Source organism: Nitriliruptor alkaliphilus DSM 45188 (assembly GCF_000969705.1).
Taxonomy (GTDB): domain Bacteria; phylum Actinomycetota; class Nitriliruptoria; order Nitriliruptorales; family Nitriliruptoraceae; genus Nitriliruptor; species Nitriliruptor alkaliphilus.
This window is the reverse complement of record NZ_KQ033901.1, coordinates 5,102,804-5,120,182: the sequence shown is the minus strand read 5'-3', so window position 1 is coordinate 5,120,182 and position 17,379 is coordinate 5,102,804. Positions and strand designations below refer to the sequence as shown.

The 17,379-nt window shown below is 71.6% G+C and carries 18 protein-coding genes; 4 read left to right on the top strand and 14 right to left on the bottom strand.

Annotation, left to right across the window (positions count from 1 at the left end; genetic code table 11):
• Positions 1 to 3: 3 nt before the first annotated feature.
• The 6 genes from NITAL_RS23835 to NITAL_RS23810 form a co-directional block, all read right to left on the bottom strand.
• Positions 4 to 219 carry a hypothetical protein gene (locus NITAL_RS23835; RefSeq protein WP_052668760.1) on the bottom strand — a complete coding sequence of 72 codons (216 nt, stop codon included), beginning with the start codon at positions 217 to 219 and terminating at the stop codon, positions 4 to 6.
• A 157-nt stretch (positions 220 to 376) separates the two neighbouring features.
• Positions 377 to 1,420: a phenylacetaldoxime dehydratase family protein gene (locus tag NITAL_RS23830; protein ID WP_052668759.1), complete on the bottom strand. Its 1,044-nt coding sequence runs from the start codon at positions 1,418 to 1,420 to the stop codon at positions 377 to 379.
• Positions 1,417 to 2,475 (bottom strand): carbon-nitrogen hydrolase family protein, encoded by a 1,059-nt coding sequence (locus tag NITAL_RS23825; RefSeq protein ID WP_083441957.1) that lies wholly within the window; start codon positions 2,473 to 2,475, stop codon positions 1,417 to 1,419. The genes NITAL_RS23830 and NITAL_RS23825 overlap by 4 nt, the downstream gene beginning before the upstream one ends.
• A gap of 64 nt (positions 2,476 to 2,539) precedes the next feature.
• Positions 2,540 to 3,502 carry an AraC-like ligand-binding domain-containing protein gene (locus tag NITAL_RS23820; RefSeq protein WP_052668758.1) on the bottom strand — a complete coding sequence of 321 codons (963 nt, stop codon included), beginning with the start codon at positions 3,500 to 3,502 and terminating at the stop codon, positions 2,540 to 2,542.
• A 115-nt stretch (positions 3,503 to 3,617) separates the two neighbouring features.
• Positions 3,618 to 4,274, bottom strand: a complete 657-nt coding sequence (locus NITAL_RS23815; RefSeq protein ID WP_052668757.1) for an MOSC domain-containing protein — start codon at positions 4,272 to 4,274, stop codon at positions 3,618 to 3,620.
• A gap of 58 nt (positions 4,275 to 4,332) precedes the next feature.
• Positions 4,333 to 5,196: an NAD(P)H-binding protein gene (locus NITAL_RS23810; RefSeq protein ID WP_052668756.1), complete on the bottom strand. Its 864-nt coding sequence runs from the start codon at positions 5,194 to 5,196 to the stop codon at positions 4,333 to 4,335.
• A 203-nt stretch (positions 5,197 to 5,399) separates the two neighbouring features.
• On the opposite strand from NITAL_RS23810, the gene NITAL_RS23805 reads away from it, so the two are divergent.
• From NITAL_RS23805 to NITAL_RS23795, 3 genes are all read left to right on the top strand, one after another.
• Positions 5,400 to 6,332: an AraC family transcriptional regulator gene (locus NITAL_RS23805; RefSeq protein WP_052668755.1), complete on the top strand. Its 933-nt coding sequence runs from the start codon at positions 5,400 to 5,402 to the stop codon at positions 6,330 to 6,332.
• A gap of 82 nt (positions 6,333 to 6,414) precedes the next feature.
• Positions 6,415 to 7,434 carry an NAD(P)H-dependent flavin oxidoreductase gene (locus NITAL_RS23800; protein ID WP_052668754.1) on the top strand — a complete coding sequence of 340 codons (1,020 nt, stop codon included), beginning with the start codon at positions 6,415 to 6,417 and terminating at the stop codon, positions 7,432 to 7,434.
• Positions 7,431 to 8,837, top strand: a complete 1,407-nt coding sequence (locus tag NITAL_RS23795) for an amidase family protein (protein WP_052668753.1) — start codon at positions 7,431 to 7,433, stop codon at positions 8,835 to 8,837. Before NITAL_RS23800 ends, NITAL_RS23795 begins: the two co-directional genes overlap by 4 nt.
• 13 nt (positions 8,838 to 8,850) lie before the next feature.
• Here NITAL_RS23795 and NITAL_RS23790 read toward each other — a convergent pair whose 3' ends face one another.
• The 8 genes from NITAL_RS23790 to NITAL_RS23760 are packed head-to-tail and all read right to left on the bottom strand — an operon-like array spanning position 8,851 to position 16,445.
• Positions 8,851 to 9,645, bottom strand: coding sequence for an alpha/beta fold hydrolase (locus NITAL_RS23790; RefSeq protein WP_052668752.1), 795 nt, complete (start codon positions 9,643 to 9,645; stop codon positions 8,851 to 8,853).
• On the bottom strand, positions 9,645 to 10,937 hold the full coding sequence (locus tag NITAL_RS23785; protein WP_211262647.1) for a M20 family metallopeptidase: 1,293 nt from the start codon (positions 10,935 to 10,937) through the stop codon (positions 9,645 to 9,647). Before NITAL_RS23785 ends, NITAL_RS23790 begins: the two co-directional genes overlap by 1 nt.
• Positions 10,934 to 11,119: a hypothetical protein gene (locus NITAL_RS28280; RefSeq protein ID WP_169786675.1), complete on the bottom strand. Its 186-nt coding sequence runs from the start codon at positions 11,117 to 11,119 to the stop codon at positions 10,934 to 10,936. The genes NITAL_RS23785 and NITAL_RS28280 overlap by 4 nt, the downstream gene beginning before the upstream one ends.
• Positions 11,116 to 11,913, bottom strand: coding sequence for a 2-keto-4-pentenoate hydratase (locus NITAL_RS23780; RefSeq protein ID WP_211262646.1), 798 nt, complete (start codon positions 11,911 to 11,913; stop codon positions 11,116 to 11,118). Before NITAL_RS23780 ends, NITAL_RS28280 begins: the two co-directional genes overlap by 4 nt.
• Positions 11,910 to 13,184 (bottom strand): phenylacetate--CoA ligase family protein, encoded by a 1,275-nt coding sequence (locus tag NITAL_RS23775; RefSeq protein ID WP_052668751.1) that lies wholly within the window; start codon positions 13,182 to 13,184, stop codon positions 11,910 to 11,912. Before NITAL_RS23775 ends, NITAL_RS23780 begins: the two co-directional genes overlap by 4 nt.
• On the bottom strand, positions 13,181 to 13,834 hold the full coding sequence (locus tag NITAL_RS23770; RefSeq protein WP_052668750.1) for an acetate--CoA ligase family protein: 654 nt from the start codon (positions 13,832 to 13,834) through the stop codon (positions 13,181 to 13,183). Before NITAL_RS23770 ends, NITAL_RS23775 begins: the two co-directional genes overlap by 4 nt.
• Positions 13,831 to 15,192 (bottom strand): CoA-binding protein, encoded by a 1,362-nt coding sequence (locus NITAL_RS23765; protein ID WP_169786942.1) that lies wholly within the window; start codon positions 15,190 to 15,192, stop codon positions 13,831 to 13,833. Before NITAL_RS23765 ends, NITAL_RS23770 begins: the two co-directional genes overlap by 4 nt.
• Positions 15,189 to 16,445 carry a cytochrome P450 gene (locus NITAL_RS23760; RefSeq protein WP_052668748.1) on the bottom strand — a complete coding sequence of 419 codons (1,257 nt, stop codon included), beginning with the start codon at positions 16,443 to 16,445 and terminating at the stop codon, positions 15,189 to 15,191. The genes NITAL_RS23765 and NITAL_RS23760 overlap by 4 nt, the downstream gene beginning before the upstream one ends.
• Positions 16,446 to 16,557: 112 nt before the next feature.
• On the opposite strand from NITAL_RS23760, the gene NITAL_RS27615 reads away from it, so the two are divergent.
• Entirely contained in the window at positions 16,558 to 17,322 is a 765-nt protein-coding gene (locus NITAL_RS27615) for an IclR family transcriptional regulator (protein WP_052668747.1), read from the top strand.
• The last annotated feature ends 57 nt before the right edge of the window (positions 17,323 to 17,379 follow it).

Genomic DNA, 17,379 nt, shown 5'->3' with positions numbered 1-17,379 from the left:
TCGCTATTCCCTGGCATCGTTGACAGGCTTGTCGGGGTGGACGGCCGCGATCGCGTCGAGCACCTCCCCCGCCGCTTGGCTGCGGTCGCGCCACAGATGCTCGACCGTGGCAGCGATCGCGTCCCGTCCGGTGTCAGAGCGGACCCCGAGCATCAGGGGCAGCCAGATGGTGACCGCGTGCGGGCCACGCAGGTCGAGGACCGCGTGCCAGGAGGGCAACCTGACCCTTGACCTCGTCGACCCGGACGTCCTCGGCTTCGATCTGGAGCGTGTCGACCAGCCAGACGATCGCGTACGGGCCGAGCCGTGGGTCCCCCCGCAGCGTGCGCACCCGGGCCGCGGCTCGCTACGAACTCCCGCGCGTCCCTGGCGGCGGTCAGGAGCCCTGCGACACCAGGGTGCTCTCACCCAGCTGCGAGGTGGGGTCGATCACCGGGAGGAGCCCTGTCCCCGGGTGGCATCGCACGTACTCCACCTCCGCGTCACCCGCGCCGACGACGTAGACCTCGTGCCCGAGGGCGACGTGCACGTCGCCTTGGAAGTGCTCGGCGAGCTTGCCGAACTCCCCGAGGATCGCGTGGTGCGTCGGGTGATCATGCGCCCACGCCTCCAGCGCCTCGAGCGAGGTGAACCACGCCAGCGTCATGGCCTCGATGCCCGAGTCCTCCGGATCATCGAGCCCGACGAGGCGGGCGCTCAGGCACCCTGACTCCTCCGGGTTGTCGCGAAGGAACGCCACGCCCCGCTCGTAGACCGGCCACATCCGCTCGGTGAACCAGTCGCGCTCTTCGGGCGGGCAGTCCTTCCAGCCCTGCACCGTCCTGATGAAGCAGGCGTGCTCGGGCAGCACGAGTCGAGCGGACCTGAGGGTGCCGTCGGCACCCGCGGCTCGCCCGACCCCGTTGACGCGGGCAGCCAGGCCGCCATCCTCAGCCGCAGCGATCCGGTCGCGCATGGCACCGTTGTAGCTGTGGTGTCGATCGAGGCGCTTCGGGTAGAGCTGGGCAAGTCCCCACCGTGCCTCCGGTGTCGAGTACGACGTTTCCATCGTGTCCAGGGAGGAGGTCAGGACCTCCCGGAACGCACCGATGTCCTCGGGCACACCGGTCCACCATGAGCTGACGCCAGGGTCTGCCCACCACGCGTCGTGGTCCTCCCGGGAGCGGAAGTAGGCCAACCGCATCTGGTTCCCGTACCCCGCGGCGTCGGTGAACGAGGCGGCCTCGACCCTCACGGGCACGCCGTGGCCAACGGCGTCGTCGCGCAACAGTCGGTCCAGCTCCGCCAGCGCTGGCGCGGCAGCACCGTCAGCCCGGTGCTGCAGCCCCAACTGCAGCAACGTGGGCGACGTGAGTTCCGACGACAACTCGCAGCTGTAGGCGGCGTACGGGTTCTCGAAGTCGGCTGGCCGCAGCTTCATGAGCGCGCCTCGGCGATCCCGTTCCCGATCTCCGGGAGGAGGCTGACCTCTGGGACCGATGCCACGTGGTGAGACTCGCCGGCAGCGTCGTGCCGCTGTTCGCCGATCGTGACGACGGACCGCGGTTCCGACGAGACGAACATCCTGAGGATGTCGGGGCGCCCGTAATGTCCCACCGGGTCGCCGGCGTTCTTGGCCAGGGGGATCATCGCGAGATCGATGTCCGCCGTCACGATGCCTTCGGCGGTCTCGTCCAGGCCCTCGGCGAGCTCGCGACCATCCGGGCCGAAGATCATCGAATACCCACCACCGGGCTGGAGGAACGAACGGGTGCGTTCGTCGTCCCCGAAGACCTCGTAGGCGGCTTCGCCGACGACCTGCGTGGCAGCGATCACGAAGCACTGGCCCTCTGCGGCGTACATCCTCGAGGCAGCCATGTTGACTTCCGGTCCGAGTGCGAACGCCATGCCGCGGTAGAGCCCGAAGCTCGGCCAGGACGCGACGTGGACCTGCTCGTGCTGCCCGTACATGGCCATCCTGACCAACGGCTGCAGGTGCTCCCAGCAGCACAACGCTCCGACCCGGGCGCCGGCCATGTCCACGACCGCGAGGTCGGATCCGTCGCCGTCACCGAAGATCGTCCGCTCGACGTGCGTCGGGCGGAGCTTGCGACGGAGGCGAACCAACTCGCCGTCGGCGTTGATGAGCGCCTGCGACATGTGCAGCGTCCCGGCGTTCCGCTCGCTGAGCCCGACGACGAGGCTGATGTTGTGGGTGCGGGCCGCGTCCTGGAGCGCACGCATGTGCTCGTCGTCACGCGTCATCGAGTTGGCGTGGTACCTGCCGACGAGGGGCATCCCGGCCGCTGGGGCGTCGAGCCAGATCCAGAACGGGTACCCGGGGATCCACGTCTCTGCGAAGGCCAGGAGCTCGACGCCGTCGTTGGCTGCCTGGGCGATCAGCTCCCGCGACTTCTCCACCGTCGCTGCTGCGTCCAGCCACACCGGCTCCGCCTGGACGGCGCCCACCTTCATTGTCGTGTTGTAGTCGACCACAGCTCGGCTCCTTGGGTGACGAGAGGCTTCCTCCGGTCACGCTATGAAGGGGAGCGTCGCGGCTCTAGGCGTGAGGCGCAGTCGAACTTGCCGTCCGTGCACGACTTCGGATCGCGCTGGGGGTGGTGCGGTACCGCTGATGCACAGCACGGTTGAACGTGCTGACATCGCTGAAGCCGGCGCGGTAGGCGATCTCGGCGATGGTCACGTCCCCCATGGCAGGAGTCGTCAGCATCCTCACCGCGCGATCGAGTCGAACATCCCGCACGTGCTCCCCGAACGAGCGTCCGGTCGGCTTGAGCAACTCGTGCACGTAGCGGATCGAGAGGGACATCTCCCGAGCGGCGGCGGCCGGCGCGAAGCCTGGGTCGGCGCTTCCGACGCCTATGACGTGCAGGAGTGCCTGCAACCGCGACTCGCGCAGTGACGTTGGCGATACCGGTGTCAACGCCGCGCGGCAGACGTCGACCATCGCCTCGATCAGGTGTCTGGACGTCGCCACGGGCAGGTCGGGACCGTGCCGTGCCACGACCTGGCACAGGTCTCTCATCGCGCGCGTCGCGGGGGCATCCCGCGGCAGCGCGGCACCGTGCCTGCGATCGGTCGACGTATCGAGCCACGCACGCGGGATGACCACGCAGGTCTGTCTGAAGTGGGCCGGGAAGTCCAGGACGTACGGCTGCGCCGTGTCGAGCACCACCACGTCGCCAGGGCTCATCTCCACGGACCTGTCACCTGCGTGGACGACGGCTGAACCCGCCTCCTGAACCAGCAGGTACCAGTCGCCACCTTCGCTCCGGGCGACCTCTCGCCGGCCACGACGGACGTGTTGCGGGTCAGCATCGATGCCGACGACGGCCATGTCGCCGATCGTCACGTCACTGATCCGCGCGGTGAACCGGCTCGCATCGACAGCGGTGACGTCGAGGGGGAGGAACCGATCCAGGACCTCCTCACGCCACCAGTCGAACCGTGGCCGTCCCTGCTCGGGGATCGGGCCATCCAGCAGCGTCGGTGAGCCGCTCACTCGAGCCTCCTCCCCCGGAGTTGACCCCTCTTAGCACGCTCGGTCGGCGGATGACGACGCCTCCGGTCCGCTCATCGGACCGGTCCTCGGTCCGCTACGACGGTCGCCACCGCGTTCACGGGGCGGAGGGCGCAGCGAACCGCCGGCGCCAACCGTCTGCCAGCTCGGCGGTCGCGGCGAGCCGAGCGGTCATCGCGGGCGTCGTCGGCGCATGCCATCGCGCAACGTTGACCTCGGCGACCGTGAGGCCGGGGTGTGGCCGGTCCACCAACCGAACGCCGTGGCCGACCGCCACGGTCCCACCCGCGATGACCCGCCAGTACCAGCCCGTCCAGCCGGAGCCCTGGAACTGCGCCGCGAGATCGTGGACCTCCCAGCGGCGGGCGATCTTGTGGCAGGGGCTGCGGGGCTGGGACACCTCGACGAGGGCGGTGCCGAGCCTGTGGCGGTCACCGATGCAGACGTCCGCTTCATCGAGACCGTCGACGGTGATGTTCTCGCCGAACGCGCCGGGCCCGAGCCCCAGGCCGAGGCGGCGCTCCCAGGAGCCGTAGTGCAGCGCCGGGTAGGCACAGACCGCCTTGTCAGGGCCGCCGTGCACGCGCCGATCCGCCTGCTCGTCACCCTCGAGACCGTCCGGCGTCACGACGACCGGACCGGCGACCGGATCCTTGAAGACGGCACTCGTCCAGGCTCGTCCGTGCTCGGGCTGGATGGTCCGAGGCACGCCGACGTGGACGCCGACCACGCGCCCCTCCGGCGTGCCGATCACCGCGCCGCTGGCTCGACGTGGCGTCCCACGGCAGTCGTGTCTGCGAGCGCGCCCTCGATCAACGGAACGCCGCGATGTTCGCCCGGACGAAGTTGTCGAGCGGCGCTGCCGGCCGTCCGGTCAGCGTCGCGACATCGCCGCTCACCATCTCCTGTGCCCCGGTGCGAAGCGCGTCGAACAGATCGACCACGAGCTTCGCCTGCCACCGTGGCATCTTCATCGCGATCGGCAACATCACTCGGGCCACGAGCGGCGGCGGACTCACGTAGCCGACGCGGTGGCCCAACTCGTCCGACAACTGGCTCGCCACGTCCGAGAAGCTGTGGGCCGCCGGTCCGGTCAGCGTGTAGATCCGTCCGCGATGATCGCGGGTGCCCAACGCGACCGCAGCAGCCGCGGCGACGTCGTCGACGTCGACCATGGCGATCCGCCCGGCGCCAGCAGGCGCGATGAGCTTCCGTCGCCGCGCGACGTCGCGAGCGAAAAGCAGGAGCGACTGTAGGAAGAGGGTCGGCCGGAGGATCGTGTACGGCAGGCCGCTCGCCTCCAGCGCCTCCTCCGAGCGCCGGTGGTAGACGCCGAAGCTGCGCGGCGGCAGGAGGCCAGCGGACTGGGCCGACAGCTTCACGACGTGGGGTTCCCCGCTCGTCCCCGCGGCCGCGATGACCGCCGCCTCGAGTCGGTCCTGATCGGGCGCGTCGGGCGTCGACAGGAAGACGGCATCCACCTCGGCCAGCAGGTCGCACAGTGCTCGCGGTTGCCGTAGGTCTGCGACGACGGCTTCGGCCCCTCGCCCGCGGAGCCCGGGCAGCGCTGCCGGTCGGCGCGTAATGGCGATGACCCGGTGCTCCATCCCTCGCAGTCGGGGCAGGAGTGCCGAGCCGACGCGACCCGTCGCGCCCGTCACCAAGATGGTTCCCATCTGCCGCCCTCCGGGTCGTATCGCCGTGGCAACGGCCGCACGGTTCACGTTGGCCTCCGGGGCGAGCGACGTCGCGGCGGATCGCGCGAACCGGTCGCCGACAACGCCACACGAGGGCCGGGGGCGCGCTCCACCGGTCGTCCGATCCAGCCCCGGCAGGACACCACGCTGCTACCGTCCGCGCCGCACAGGAGAGACCGCTCATGGCGGACCATGCCGGCGCCTCGGGCGTACGCACGTGGTCGACGGTCGACGTGGACGCGGGGGATGCGTTCGCGTACTGGCGCGAGGAGATCTGCCGGACCTTCGTGCCGCTGCGGCCTCGCCTGCTCGGTCAGCGCGACCAGCCGTTCCGTGGCCGTGTCGACACACGGACCATCAGCGTCGCCACGATGTCGCGGATCCGCGCCGCGCCACAGGAGGTCGTCCGGGATCCGGCAGACGGCGACCAGCTCGAAGGGTCCTGGTTCGTCAACCTCCAGATCCACGGCACGTCGGCGGTCACGCTGGCGGATGAGCAGCGCGTCTTGCGTGCGGGCGACGCGGTGTTGCTGCACGCCGAACAGCACTACCGGATGACGTTCGGTTCCGACTTCGAGCAGGCGTGCATCCGGCTGCCCAACTGGTACGTCCGCGAGACGCTGGGACCGTCGGACCGGCTCCACGGCCGTGTGCTACCGGCGTCACCACTGACCGCCATCCTCCGTCCGTACGTCGTGGCCGCCGTCGACCAGTGGGACGCTGACAGCGCGGCGCCCGCATCGATGATGGCGTTGGCGCACATCACGGCCCTCCTGCGAACCGCCGTCTCGGACGGCGCGACCGCCGCCAACGTCGATACCGATCGGACGGTGCGCCTCCTCCTGGAGATCCGTGCACGCCATCGCGACCCCGACCTCGATGCGACCGCGGTCGCCCACCATCTCGGGATCTCCGAACGGACGCTCCACGCCTCGCTCGCACCGACCGGCATGACCTTCGGTCAGCACCTCCGGCTCGCCAGGCTCCGGACCGTGGCGCTCACTCGTGCCGAGACCGGCTGCACCGTCCTGGAGGCCGCGCACGGCGCCGGGTTCTGCGATGTCTCCTCCTACTACCGCGCCCGGCGGAAGCTCGATGCCGGGGTGTGGCGGTAGGCGCGAGCCGGCTGCGTGGAGCACCACGACGCCACCGGGAGATGCGGCCACGATGCCCTGGTCTCGACTCCCGGGAGCTGACATGAGCCTGCGCACCGCCCTGACGGAGCGGTACGGCGTCGTCCATCCGATCGCCGCGGCGGGGATGGCGTTCGCCGGGATGACGCCGGACCTGGCCGTCGCCGTCACACGAGCCGGTGGCATCGGGTCGCTCGGGGTCGGCAAGCTGCCTCCCGAGGCGGTCGGGCAGCTCATCGACGGGATCGCGGCCGGTTGTGGGGACCTGCCGTTCAACGTCAACTTCATCACGATCTTCACCGACGACGCGCACATCGCGGTCTGCGCCGAGCGCAGGGTTCCCATCGTGTCGTTCCACTGGGGGCACCCGCCGACGCGGTGGATCGACCAGTTGCACGCCGCCGGCTGCGACGTGTGGGAGCAGGTGGGCACGGTCGAGGACGCGCGTCGCGCCGTCGGCGACGGCATCGACGTCATCGTCGCGCAGGGCACGGAAGCGGGAGGGCACAACTTCGCTGCACTCCCCACCTTCGTGCAGACACCCACGATCGTCGACGCGGTCGCACCGGTGCCCGTCCTGGCGTCCGGCGGCATCTCGGACGGGCGCGGGCTCGCGGCGAGCCTCGCGCTGGGAGCGGCTGGCGCGTGGGTCGGGACGCGTCTCGTCGCCACGCGTGAGGCCTTCGTCCACGAGGAGTACAAGGACCAGATCGTCGCCTCGGCCGGGACCGAGACGGTGCGAACCTCGTTGTTCGGCCCCGACGACCCGGCCTTCAACCCGATGCGCGTCCTGCGCAACGCCATCGTGCACGACTTCCACGATGCACCGGACTCGTGGCCGACGTCGCTGGACGACCAACCCCGGATCGGAACGTGGCGGTTCATGGGCATGGAGGCCCCCATGCCCCGGTTCACGAACTTCGTCCCCACGCGGGAGAGCGAGGGTGACGTCTCGCAGATGCCGCTGCTCGCCGGACAGGGCGTCGGGATGATCACCGACGTCCCGAGCGCCGGAGACGTCGTACAGCGGATGTCGCAGGAGGCCGAGCACCTGCTCGACCGACTCGGAGCCGGCGCACCGTGACCTTCGAGCCCGAGGGCGGACCCGCGGTAGATCTGGCCGACCACGATGCTCATGGCCGCGCCGCACAGCTCGGTGCGTTGCTCGCAACCCAGGCACCGTCGCCGTCCGAACCGACGGCAGGACCCGCCCCACTCGCCGGTGCGACCTTCGTCGCGAAGGACAACATCGACACCGAGGACCTCCCGACGACGTGGGGGACGTCGGTGCTGCACGATCGACGACCGGCCCGGGATGCCGACGTCGTCCGACGACTCCGACGAGCGGGCGCGCAACTCGTGGGGAAGGCGAACCTCCACGAGCTCTGCTTCGGGGTGACCGGCGAGCACGCCGGCAACGGCGGGTCCGCCAACCCGTACGACCCGACGCGCGTGGCCGGTGGTTCGAGTTCGGGGAGCGCCATCGCCGTATCCGTGGGGCTGGTCCCGTTCGCGCTCGGCACCGACACGGGCGGATCCTGCCGGATCCCGGCCGCGTTCTGCGGCGTCGCGGGGTTCCGGCCGACAACGGGCCGGTACCCGATGGGCGGCGTGCTCACGTTGTCCGCGACACGGGACACCGTGGGGACCATCGCTCGAGATCCACGGCTCCTGCTCGTACTCGACGAGGTGCTCGCGACCCCCGGATGCCGGGACGACACCGCGGACGATCCGGCACGGATCCGTCTCGGCATCCCGGAGGGATCGTCGCTCGTCGTCGACGTCGACCCGGCCATCGCCCGCGTCTTCGCGACGGCACGGGCGGCACTCCGACAGGCCGGGGTGGACCTCGTCCCGATCGATGCCGAGGAACTCGCGTGCCACGACCAGCGTGCGGGTTTCGTGATCGCGCGCTACGAGATCGAACGCGAACTCGTCGCCCGGTTCGCGAGGGCCGCTGGCGACCGGCATCCGATCGAATGGCTCGCGGAACGCGTCGCGTCGCCCGACGTCCGCGACCTGCTGGGCGGGATCGCGTCCGAGCCGGTGGACGCGGGGGCGTACCACGAGGCGCTGCACGTACACCGCCACCGACTGCGTCACGCGTACGCCGACCTCTTCGAGCAGCACGGTCTCGATGCGATCGTCATGCCGGCCGTGCCGACGCCGCCGCCGCCGCGGGATGCGACCGAGACGGTCCGCCTTCCGAGCGGTGAGCACGACGCCTTCCCCGCCCTCACCCGCAACACCAGTCCCAGCAGCGTCGCCGGGGTCCCGAGCGTCTCGGTCCCCGCCGGTCTCGACGCGGAAGGTCTGCCGGTCGGGCTGCTGCTCGACGGACCGGAGCACCGTGATCGTCGCCTCCTCGAGATCGCGACGCGTGTCGCCGCGATCCTGCGGACGGGCGTCGACCCTGGCACCCCGCCGCCCGGGCCCGTCGGGTCGGATGCGACCCGGTCGGGCGAAGGCGCCGACGACGGGGCGTGACGGCGCCGCGTCGTCACCCGGCGGCGAGCACGGGCAGCAACGCCGCCGCGAACGCGTCCGCTGTGTACTCGAGCGGAACGTGCCCGTCGGGTATCGGTAACACCTCGGCGCCCAGCGCCTCGACGAGGCGGGGCTGCGAGGGCATCGCGTGCGGGTCCTGTTCGTGGACGACGCACCACGTCGGCGCCGTCACGAGGGGCAACCGGCGCTCCATCTCGTAGTGGGCGACGGCTCGGTGGCCGGCGGCGGGGTCGTCGGCGCGCAGGGCGTCGCGCAGGTACCGGTCGCGCAGCCGGGGATGTCCGGCCGGGTAGTAGGGCTCGCGGCCACGCCACAGCGTCAGGAGGTGGCTGCCGTCGTCCTGCGAGGTGTAGGCGTCGAGCGCGTGGGGCCGCGCCTGTCGGGCCGCGCGGGCGGCGGCATCGATGTACGAGGTCGACGAGAGCACGAGACGACGCACCTGCGCGGGTGCCGACGCCGCCACCTCGACGGCCACCGCACCGCCGGTGTGGTGGCCCACGACGTCGAACCGGTCGACACCGAGGGCCGCAGCGACCGCCAGTACCCCAGCCGCGTAGGCCTCGATGGTGTGCTCCACGGGCGGCGCCGACGCGCCGTAGCCGAGGGTGTCGAGGGCGAGGCAACGGCGGTGTCGACCGAGCACGCCGAGGACCTCGCGGTACTCGTCGCAGGAGCGTGGTGTCTGGTGGAGCAGGAACACCGGCTCACCATCCGCGGGTCCAGCGGCCACCAGGTGGACCCGCCCCACCTCGGTGTCCACGTACGCCGGCCGCCGGTCGATGCCCATCAACGGTCGTTGTCCCGTGGCCTCGTACACAGCGCCACCGCGGCCCGGACCAACAGCTGCGTGAGCCGTTCCATCGCCCCGAGGTCCACGGTGTTCATACCGGCTGCGAAGTCCACCTCGCGGCCGTCGACGACGGCCTTGGGCAGACCGACCCGAGCCGTCGGGATGCCCCGGTTGCGCAGGATGTTCGCATCCGTCGCGCCGGACTGGTCGAGCGGAGCGACCCGGCGCTCGCCGGTGACGGCCTCCCACGCTGCGACGGTGTCACGGATGATCGGCGCGTCTTCGGGGGTGCGCGACCCGGCGATCCCGAGGGCGAGCTCCACCTCGACGACCCCTGGGTCCACGCCTGCGGCCTGGAGGTGGTCGGCGAGTCCCCGGCGGGCGGCGAGCGGTGAGACCCCCGGGGCGAGGCGCACGTCGACACGCATCCGGCACGAGGCGGGGACGCCGGCCGGCATGCGCACGAGCCCGCCGTCGATCGCGCTGATGCTGCCCTGCGGGGCGACCTCGCCGCTGCGGTGCCGGTCCGGCCAACCGCGAAGCCACGCGTCCACGAGCGGGACCAGTTCGGCGGCCGTCAGGATGGGGTTCTGGTCCGGCAGGCGGTGGCGCGCGCCCACGTAGCTGTGCAGGCCGTGCACGGTGACGTCGAGCCACGCGAGCCCGACCTCCTCGGCGCTGACCCCCCAGAACGACTTGGTGATGATCGCGTGGTCGGCCCACACCCCCTGCTCGAGGAGGTACGAGGCACCGACCCCGTGTCCGACGTTGCGACGGGGACGGTCCTGGTCCCAGGCGTTCGTGGGCATCCCCCCGGCGCCGAAGGCCACGAGCAGATCGCCCCGGAGGGGGACCTCGGCAGCGGCGATCGCCTCGGCGGCCACGAGGTTGCACGCCGCGTGCCCCTTGGGGTTCATCGCGCCGAGACCCACGACGCGGTCACCCTCACGGACGGCGACCGGCCGCATGTCGGCGCGAAGCTCGGGACCGACCCACGGCACGTCGACCTCGGTCAGGCCTGTGTTCCAGGTGTCTACCGGGGCGTAGAGCAGGAGGTCCTCCCCGGTGCGGTCACCGCGGATCCGTCCCCACGCGTTGGCCTGTCGGTCGTCGATGACCTGGAGGTGACCCTCGATGCCGCGGTCCCGCATCGTCACGACGAGCTGTTCGGCGAGCGGCCGTTCGTACCCCGTCGGTGACGGCACCTCCACGAGGCCGGCGACGACCTCGGCGAGCCGCTCGCGGTCGATGGACGCGAGCGCCCGGTCGAGCGTGACGTCCAGGTTCACCTGATCGTCCCGACCCAGGTGCCCGTGCGCTCGGTCGCGGCTCGGCCGAGCTGTCGGCGCAGCAGGTACATCCCGACCACGAATCCGGTGACGAGGGCGGCGTCCACGCGCGCATCGGGGCCGCGGCGGCCACCGTTGCGGTAGCGGGCTCTGACCTTGCGAAGCGGTTCGATGAGTGTCACGGTGCCTCCTCGATGACACGGGTGTGGATGCTGCCGAGACCCTCGATCTCGGCACGGACATCGGCGCCCGGCACGACGGGCGACATGGGACCGAGCGCCCCCGTCAGGACGATGTCGCCCGCCCGCAGCGGCGTCCCCTGGGCGACCATGGTCCGCGCGAGCCAGGTCGCCGCCACGAGCGGGTTGCCGAGGCAGTCGGCGCCGCACCCGCTGGAGACCTGCTCCGTCCCGATGCACATGCGCATGCGGACCTTCTGCAGATCCACCTCGGACAAGGGGCGTGGGTGGGTGCCGAGGACGACGGCGCCGTGCGAAGCGTTGTCCGCGATCGTGTCGACGATGGACAGATCCCACCCGCGGATGCGCGAATCGACGATCTCGAGCGCCGGAACGGCGTAGGCCGTCGCACGGACGACATCGGCGACGGTCGGCTGGTCGACGGTCAACTCGTCGCCGAGCACGAGGGCGACCTCGGCCTCGATCCGTGCCTGGAGCAGCGAGCCCGCAGGCACCGGTTCACCGTCGCCGTAGGTCAGCTCCGCGAACAGCGTGCCGTAGTCCGGTTGGTCCACGCCGAGCTGCTGCTGCACCGCCGGTGAGGTGAGCCCGATCTTGCGACCGTTCGGTCGCCATCCGAGTTCGTCGATCACCCGGGCCACGTTGCGTTGCTGCACCGCGTACGCGGCGGTCAGGTCGCCCGCGGGCAGCGCGTCACGGACCGGGGCGACGGGCAGGCGGGACCGGGTGGCCTCCCACAGCAGTTCGGCGACAGACGTCACGGCATCGTCGTTCACGAGCCCTCCTCACGATGATCGAACACGCGCTTCGTCTTGCGCTCGGAGCGGGGCAGGTGGCCGATCGGCACGACCTCGACCGCGAAGCGCAGCCCCACCGCGTGGCGGAGCCGATCGGCCAGCACCGCCCCGAGGCCGGCGTCGTCGCCCGCCTCGACCACGAGCTGCACCTCGTCGCGCCCGGCGGCGTCGCGCGTGACGTGGACCTGGAACTCACCGGAGAGGCTGTCGCCGAGATCACCGAGCACGAGGTCGATCTGCGCGGGCAGGAGCAGCACGCCACGGACCTTGATCGCATCGTCGGTCCGTCCGGTGAGCCGGGCGATGCGCGGATGCGGGCTCCCGCACGCGCACGGTCCGGGCAGGATCCGCGACACGTCGCGGGTCCGGTAGCGGAGCAGTGGCGTGCCCTCCTTCCGGAAGGTCGTGAGGATCAGCTCGCCGGGCTCCCCGTCGGGGACGGGCGCGAGGGTGTCGGGATCGACGATCTCCACGAGGTAGTGATCGGACCACACGTGGATGCCATCGTGACGGGAGCACTCGATACCGACCCCCGGCCCCCACAGCTCGGTCAGCCCGTAGATGTCGAAGGTCTCGATGCCGAGCCGTTCCTCGATCCGTCGGCGGGTGGCCTCGCCCCAGCGCTCGGAACCGAAGATGCCGACGCGCAGGTCGATGTGCTCACGGAGCGACTCGCGCTCCACCAGTTCAGCCAGCAGCAGGGCGAAGCTCGCGGTGGCGCCGAGGACCGTCGTCCCGAGCTCACGGATGGCCGTCATCTGCAGCGCGGTGTCCCCAGGTCCGGTGGGGATGGCCATGGCACCGACGCGTTCCGCACCCGTCTGGAAGCCGATGCCGGCGGTCCACATCCCGTAGCCGACGGCGAGCTGCACGCGGTCGCTGGGACCGACGCCGGCGTACTCGTAGCAGCGGGCGAACTGCGCGGTCCACGACTCGATGTCGGCGGCCGTGTAGGTACAGATGGTGCGCTTGCCGGTCGTGCCCGAGGAGCTGTGGATGCGTACGACGTCGCGCAGCGGGACGGCCGTCCACCCCCACGGGGAGCACGCCCGCAGCTGGTCCTTGGTCGTGAACGGCAGGTGCCGGAGGTCGTCGCGACCACGGAACGCCGACGGATCCACCCCGGCGCCGTCGAGCAGGTCGCGGAAGAACGCCGCGCCCTGGTAGGCGTGCTGGACCGTCCACCGCAGCTCGGCGTCGACGTCCACGTCGGCGTCCGCGGACGAGCGCCGCCGGTCGGTGACGGTCATGGTCGGTCCTCCGTGACGGGGGTGGCGTGGTCTGGATCGCCGAGCACCACGAGCGCGTCGAGGACCACCGGGAGGCCGCCCCGGACCACGACGGGGTTGCAGTCGATCTCGGTGACGGCCGGGTCCTCGAGCACCCGGGCGACGGCGGCGACGAGCTCGGCGAACGCGCCGCGATCGAGCGGGGGCCCGCCGCGGAAGCCGTCGAGCAGCGGAGCCGCTCGGAGCTGGCCGAGCGCGGCATCGAGCTCACCCGGTAGCGGCGGCGCGAGGCAGAACGCGACGTCCGGGTCGAGCTCGGCCGTCACCCCGCCCACGCCGACCGACACGACGGGCCCGAAGACGTCGTCGCGGAGCCCGCCGACGAGCAGCTCGTACTCGCCCCTGACCTGCTCGGCGACGAGTACCTGGCCGTCACCGGCGGCGGCGAGTTCTGACCAGCACGCGGCCACACCGTCGACGTCGAGGCCCAGGCGGACCAGGCCGCCTTCGGTCTTGTGGGCGACGCCGGATGCCTTCGCGACCACGTGCGCCGGCGCGTGCTCGGTCGCGAAGGCGATCGCCTCGTCGACCGACGTGGTCAGGCGCTCGGCCGGGACGGGGAGGCCCTCGCCGAGCCGCCGCTTCGCCTCCCACTCGCTCAGGACGATCACGCCGTCACCTCCGGCCGGACCGGCCGGCTCGCCCGTGGGACCACCAGGGCCGCGACCGCCCGTTCGACGGCCGGGAACAGGGGGACGCCACCGGCGATCAGGTGCTCGCTCACCTGCGGGACGTCGAGGACGTAGGCGGTGGTGGGCTTGCCGGTCGCCGCGTGCGCCCGGGCCACGGCCTCGCCGAGTGCCGGCACGTCCAGGCCGCAGTCGATCAGTACGACGCCGTCGATCTCGGCCGCGTCGTACACCGCCCGCACCGCCCGCTCCATGTTCGCCGGGTCGCACTGCGGCGTGAGGTCCACCGGGTTGCCCGTCGGCGCGAAGTCCGGCACGAGCGCACGGATGGTCGCCTGCGTCGCCGGGTCGAGTTCGGGGAGCTCGGCCCCGTGAGCCTCGACGGCATCGGCGGCCAACACCCCCGGCCCGCCGGACACGGTGACGACGGCGACACGGCGGACCGGCGTGGCGGCGGCCACGGCGGTCCCGAACAGGCGGTCGAAGAAGGCGCCGGTGTCGGTCTGGGCGGTGATGCCGGCCCGCAGGAAGGCGGCCCGGACGGCGCCGTAGGCACCGGCGATGGAACCGGTGTGGCTGGCCGCGGCTCGGGCGCCGCTGCGGCTCCGGCCGGCCTTGATCGCCACGACCGGCTTGTGTGCGGTGACCTCCCGCGCGACGTCGATGAAGCGGTGCCCGTCCGCGACCGACTCCACGAACATCCCGATCGCGGTGGTGCGCTCGTCCTGCCCGAGCCACGCGAGCGCGTCGGTGACGGACACGTCCGCCGCGTTCCCGAGGGACAGGAAGCGGGCCATACCGGCGCGTCGTTGCCGCACCTCGGACAGGAAGATGCCGCCGAAGGCTCCCGACTGCGTGAGGAAGCTGATCCCGCCGGGCGTGTGAGGGACGTCCCAGAAGTACGACCCGTCGAGCCAGTCGTCGTCGCCGCGGCACGACAGCACGCCCATGCAGTTGGGGCCGACCAGGCGCGTGCCCGCGGCCCGGGCGACCGCGACCATCTCGTCCTGGACGGCGCGTCCCTCGGGGCCCGCCTCACCGAACCCCGAGGAGAGCACAACGGCGGCGCCGGCTCCCGCCGCGGTGGCGTCGCGCAGGGCGTCGACGGCCCGGGCGGCCGGGACCGAGATGAGCGCGAGGTCGACCGGACGGTCGAGGCTCGTGACCGCCGTGGCCCCCTCCAGCACACCACCGGCGGGGTTGACGGGGGTCACGCTCGCCCGGCCCCCGGCCAGCACGTTGCGCAGCAGCTGGTTGCCCAGCCGAGCCGGATCGCGCGAGGAGGCGCCGTAGACGGCGATCGTCTCGGGCTCGAACAGCGGCGTCAGGGAGTCGGTCACCGCCACGCGACCTCGAGCCGCGTCGGACCGCGGAAGTTGAGCGTCGGCTGCCAGTCGATCTCCTGCTGCGCCAACCGGAGCTCGGGCAGACGTTCGAGCACGAGGGGGAGGACGATGCGCGCCTCTTCGCGTGCGAGCGGTCCGCCGATGCACCAGTGGGCACCGTGCGCGAACGCGACGTGTTTGCCGTCCGTGCGGTCGAGTCGGAACTCGTCGGGGTCGCGGAAGGCCTCGGGGTCGCGGTTCGCCGCACCGAGGACGATGACCACCGGGTCGCCGGCCGCGACCTCGCGACCGGCGAGCACCGTGTCCTCCTTGGCCAGCCGCGGGGTCATCTGCACCGGACTCTCGAAGCGCAGGATCTCCTCGGTCGCGGCGTCCACGAGGTCCGGCTGCTCCCGCAGCAGGGCCAGCTGCTCCGGGTGTCGCAGGAGGGTGAGGATGCCGTTGCTCAGCATGTTCGTGGCCGTCTCGTGCCCCGCCGTCATCAGGAACAGCGCGTTGGCGTGGATCTCCACGTCGCTGAGGGTGCCGTCGTCCTCGGCCTCGATCATGGCGGTCAGCAGGTCGTCCCGCGGGTCCGCCCGCCGGGCGGCGACGAGGTCGGTCAGGTAGGCGCGCATCTCCCGGACGGAGGTGAGCGTGGCGCGGGCCAGGTGCTCGTCGAGGTCGCCGGAGCCGACGAAGAAGACGATGTCGTTGGCCCAACGTTCGAAGCGCCGACGGTCGGCCTCGGGGATGCCGAGGATGCCGGCGACGACCATGGCCGGCAGCGGGTAGGTGAACGCCGCGTGGATGTCCGCCCTGCGGCCCGTGAGGAGGTCGTCGAGCAGCCGGTTGGCCGCGCGCTCGATCACCTCGCGCTGGCGCGAGACCGCTCGGGCACGCAGTGCCTGCGCCAGCAACCGACGGACCCGTGTGTGCCCGGGTGGATCACGGAAGGCCACGATGGCCGACAGGGTCTCGGTGACCTCCGCGATGTCCTCGCGGACTTCGGGCTCGAGCCGTGACACGAGCGCCTCGATGCGCTCGGAGCTGACGGAACGGTCGCTGAGGACCTCGGTGGCCTGATCGTGGCGCACGATGACCCGACCGATCGACGCGCCGCTCGCCTCCCGCTCGCGGAGCTCGCCGTAGATCCGATAGGGGTCGCGGAGCCCGTCCGGCGAACGGAGGCGACGGAACAGGTCCCGCACGACCTGCTCGTCCTCACCGAGCGGCGTGGCTCGGCTGGCAGGTGCGGCTGGCGACATGCGTTGCTCCTCGCGTTGCGATCTGCGGCACGCACCTCGCAGCTCAGCCGACCTTTGCAGAAACGCCAACGGTTCTGGTTCATTGACCGGACCGGAGACCAGAGGAACGCCCATGCCCGCACCGTCGCGCTCGGCTTCCCCGCCCTCGGTCCTGAGCAAGGTCGACCGGATCCTGGCCGCGTTCGACGACGACCACCAGATCATCGGCCTGTCCGACCTGGCCCGGATCGCCGACCTCGCCAAGCCGACCGTCCACCGGCTGGCGAGCGAACTGGTGGCGCTCGGGTTGCTCGACCGCATCGACGAGCGTTTCAGCCTCGGACGACGGCTGTTCGAGCTCGGACAGCGCGTGCCGGGCTACCGCGACATCACCCGTCTGGCGATCCCGTTCGTCGAGGACCTCTACGTCGCCACGGGTGCCACGGTCTTCCTCAGCGTCCGCGACGGCAACGAGATCCTGTACGTGATCAAGATCCGGGGCCACACCGGCGAGAACGAGGTGTCGTCGCTCGCGGGCCGTCTGCCGCTGCACTGCACGGCCACGGGCCGCGCGATCCTCGCGGCTGAACCCGACGCGACCCTGGAGGAGTGCATCGCCGCGGGCCTGCCCCGGATGACCCGGCACACCGTGACGTCCCCGAGCTTGCTGCGTCAGCTCGTGGACGAGGCGCGGCTGGCCGGCGCCGCCAGCGAGCGCGAGGAGGTCCGCCTCGGCTACGGCGCCGCTGCTGCGGCCGTCCTGGGATCCGACGGACGACCCGTTGCCGCCATCGGGATCGCGATGCCGATCCACAAGGGCGAGCCCAGTTCCTACCACAGTCTCGTGCGCACATCCGCCAGGGCCATCGGACGGATGCTCGACTCCACCAGCACCTGACCGCGGCGACGGCGAGCACATCCGGGTCCTCGGGTGTGGCCGCATCCCGAGACATGC

Coding starts and splice junctions, on each gene's coding strand:
- NITAL_RS23830 (WP_052668759.1), bottom strand. CDS start 1,420: ATGAAGCTGCGGCCAGCCGACTTCGAGAACCCGTACGCCGCCTACAGC.
- NITAL_RS23810 (WP_052668756.1), bottom strand. CDS start 5,196: ATGGGAACCATCTTGGTGACGGGCGCGACGGGTCGCGTCGGCTCGGCA.
- NITAL_RS23805 (WP_052668755.1), top strand. CDS start 5,400: ATGGCGGACCATGCCGGCGCCTCGGGCGTACGCACGTGGTCGACGGTC.
- NITAL_RS23800 (WP_052668754.1), top strand. CDS start 6,415: ATGAGCCTGCGCACCGCCCTGACGGAGCGGTACGGCGTCGTCCATCCG.
- NITAL_RS23790 (WP_052668752.1), bottom strand. CDS start 9,645: ATGGGCATCGACCGGCGGCCGGCGTACGTGGACACCGAGGTGGGGCGG.
- NITAL_RS23775 (WP_052668751.1), bottom strand. CDS start 13,184: ATGACCGTCACCGACCGGCGGCGCTCGTCCGCGGACGCCGACGTGGAC.
- NITAL_RS23760 (WP_052668748.1), bottom strand. CDS start 16,445: ATGTCGCCAGCCGCACCTGCCAGCCGAGCCACGCCGCTCGGTGAGGAC.
- NITAL_RS27615 (WP_052668747.1), top strand. CDS start 16,558: ATGCCCGCACCGTCGCGCTCGGCTTCCCCGCCCTCGGTCCTGAGCAAG.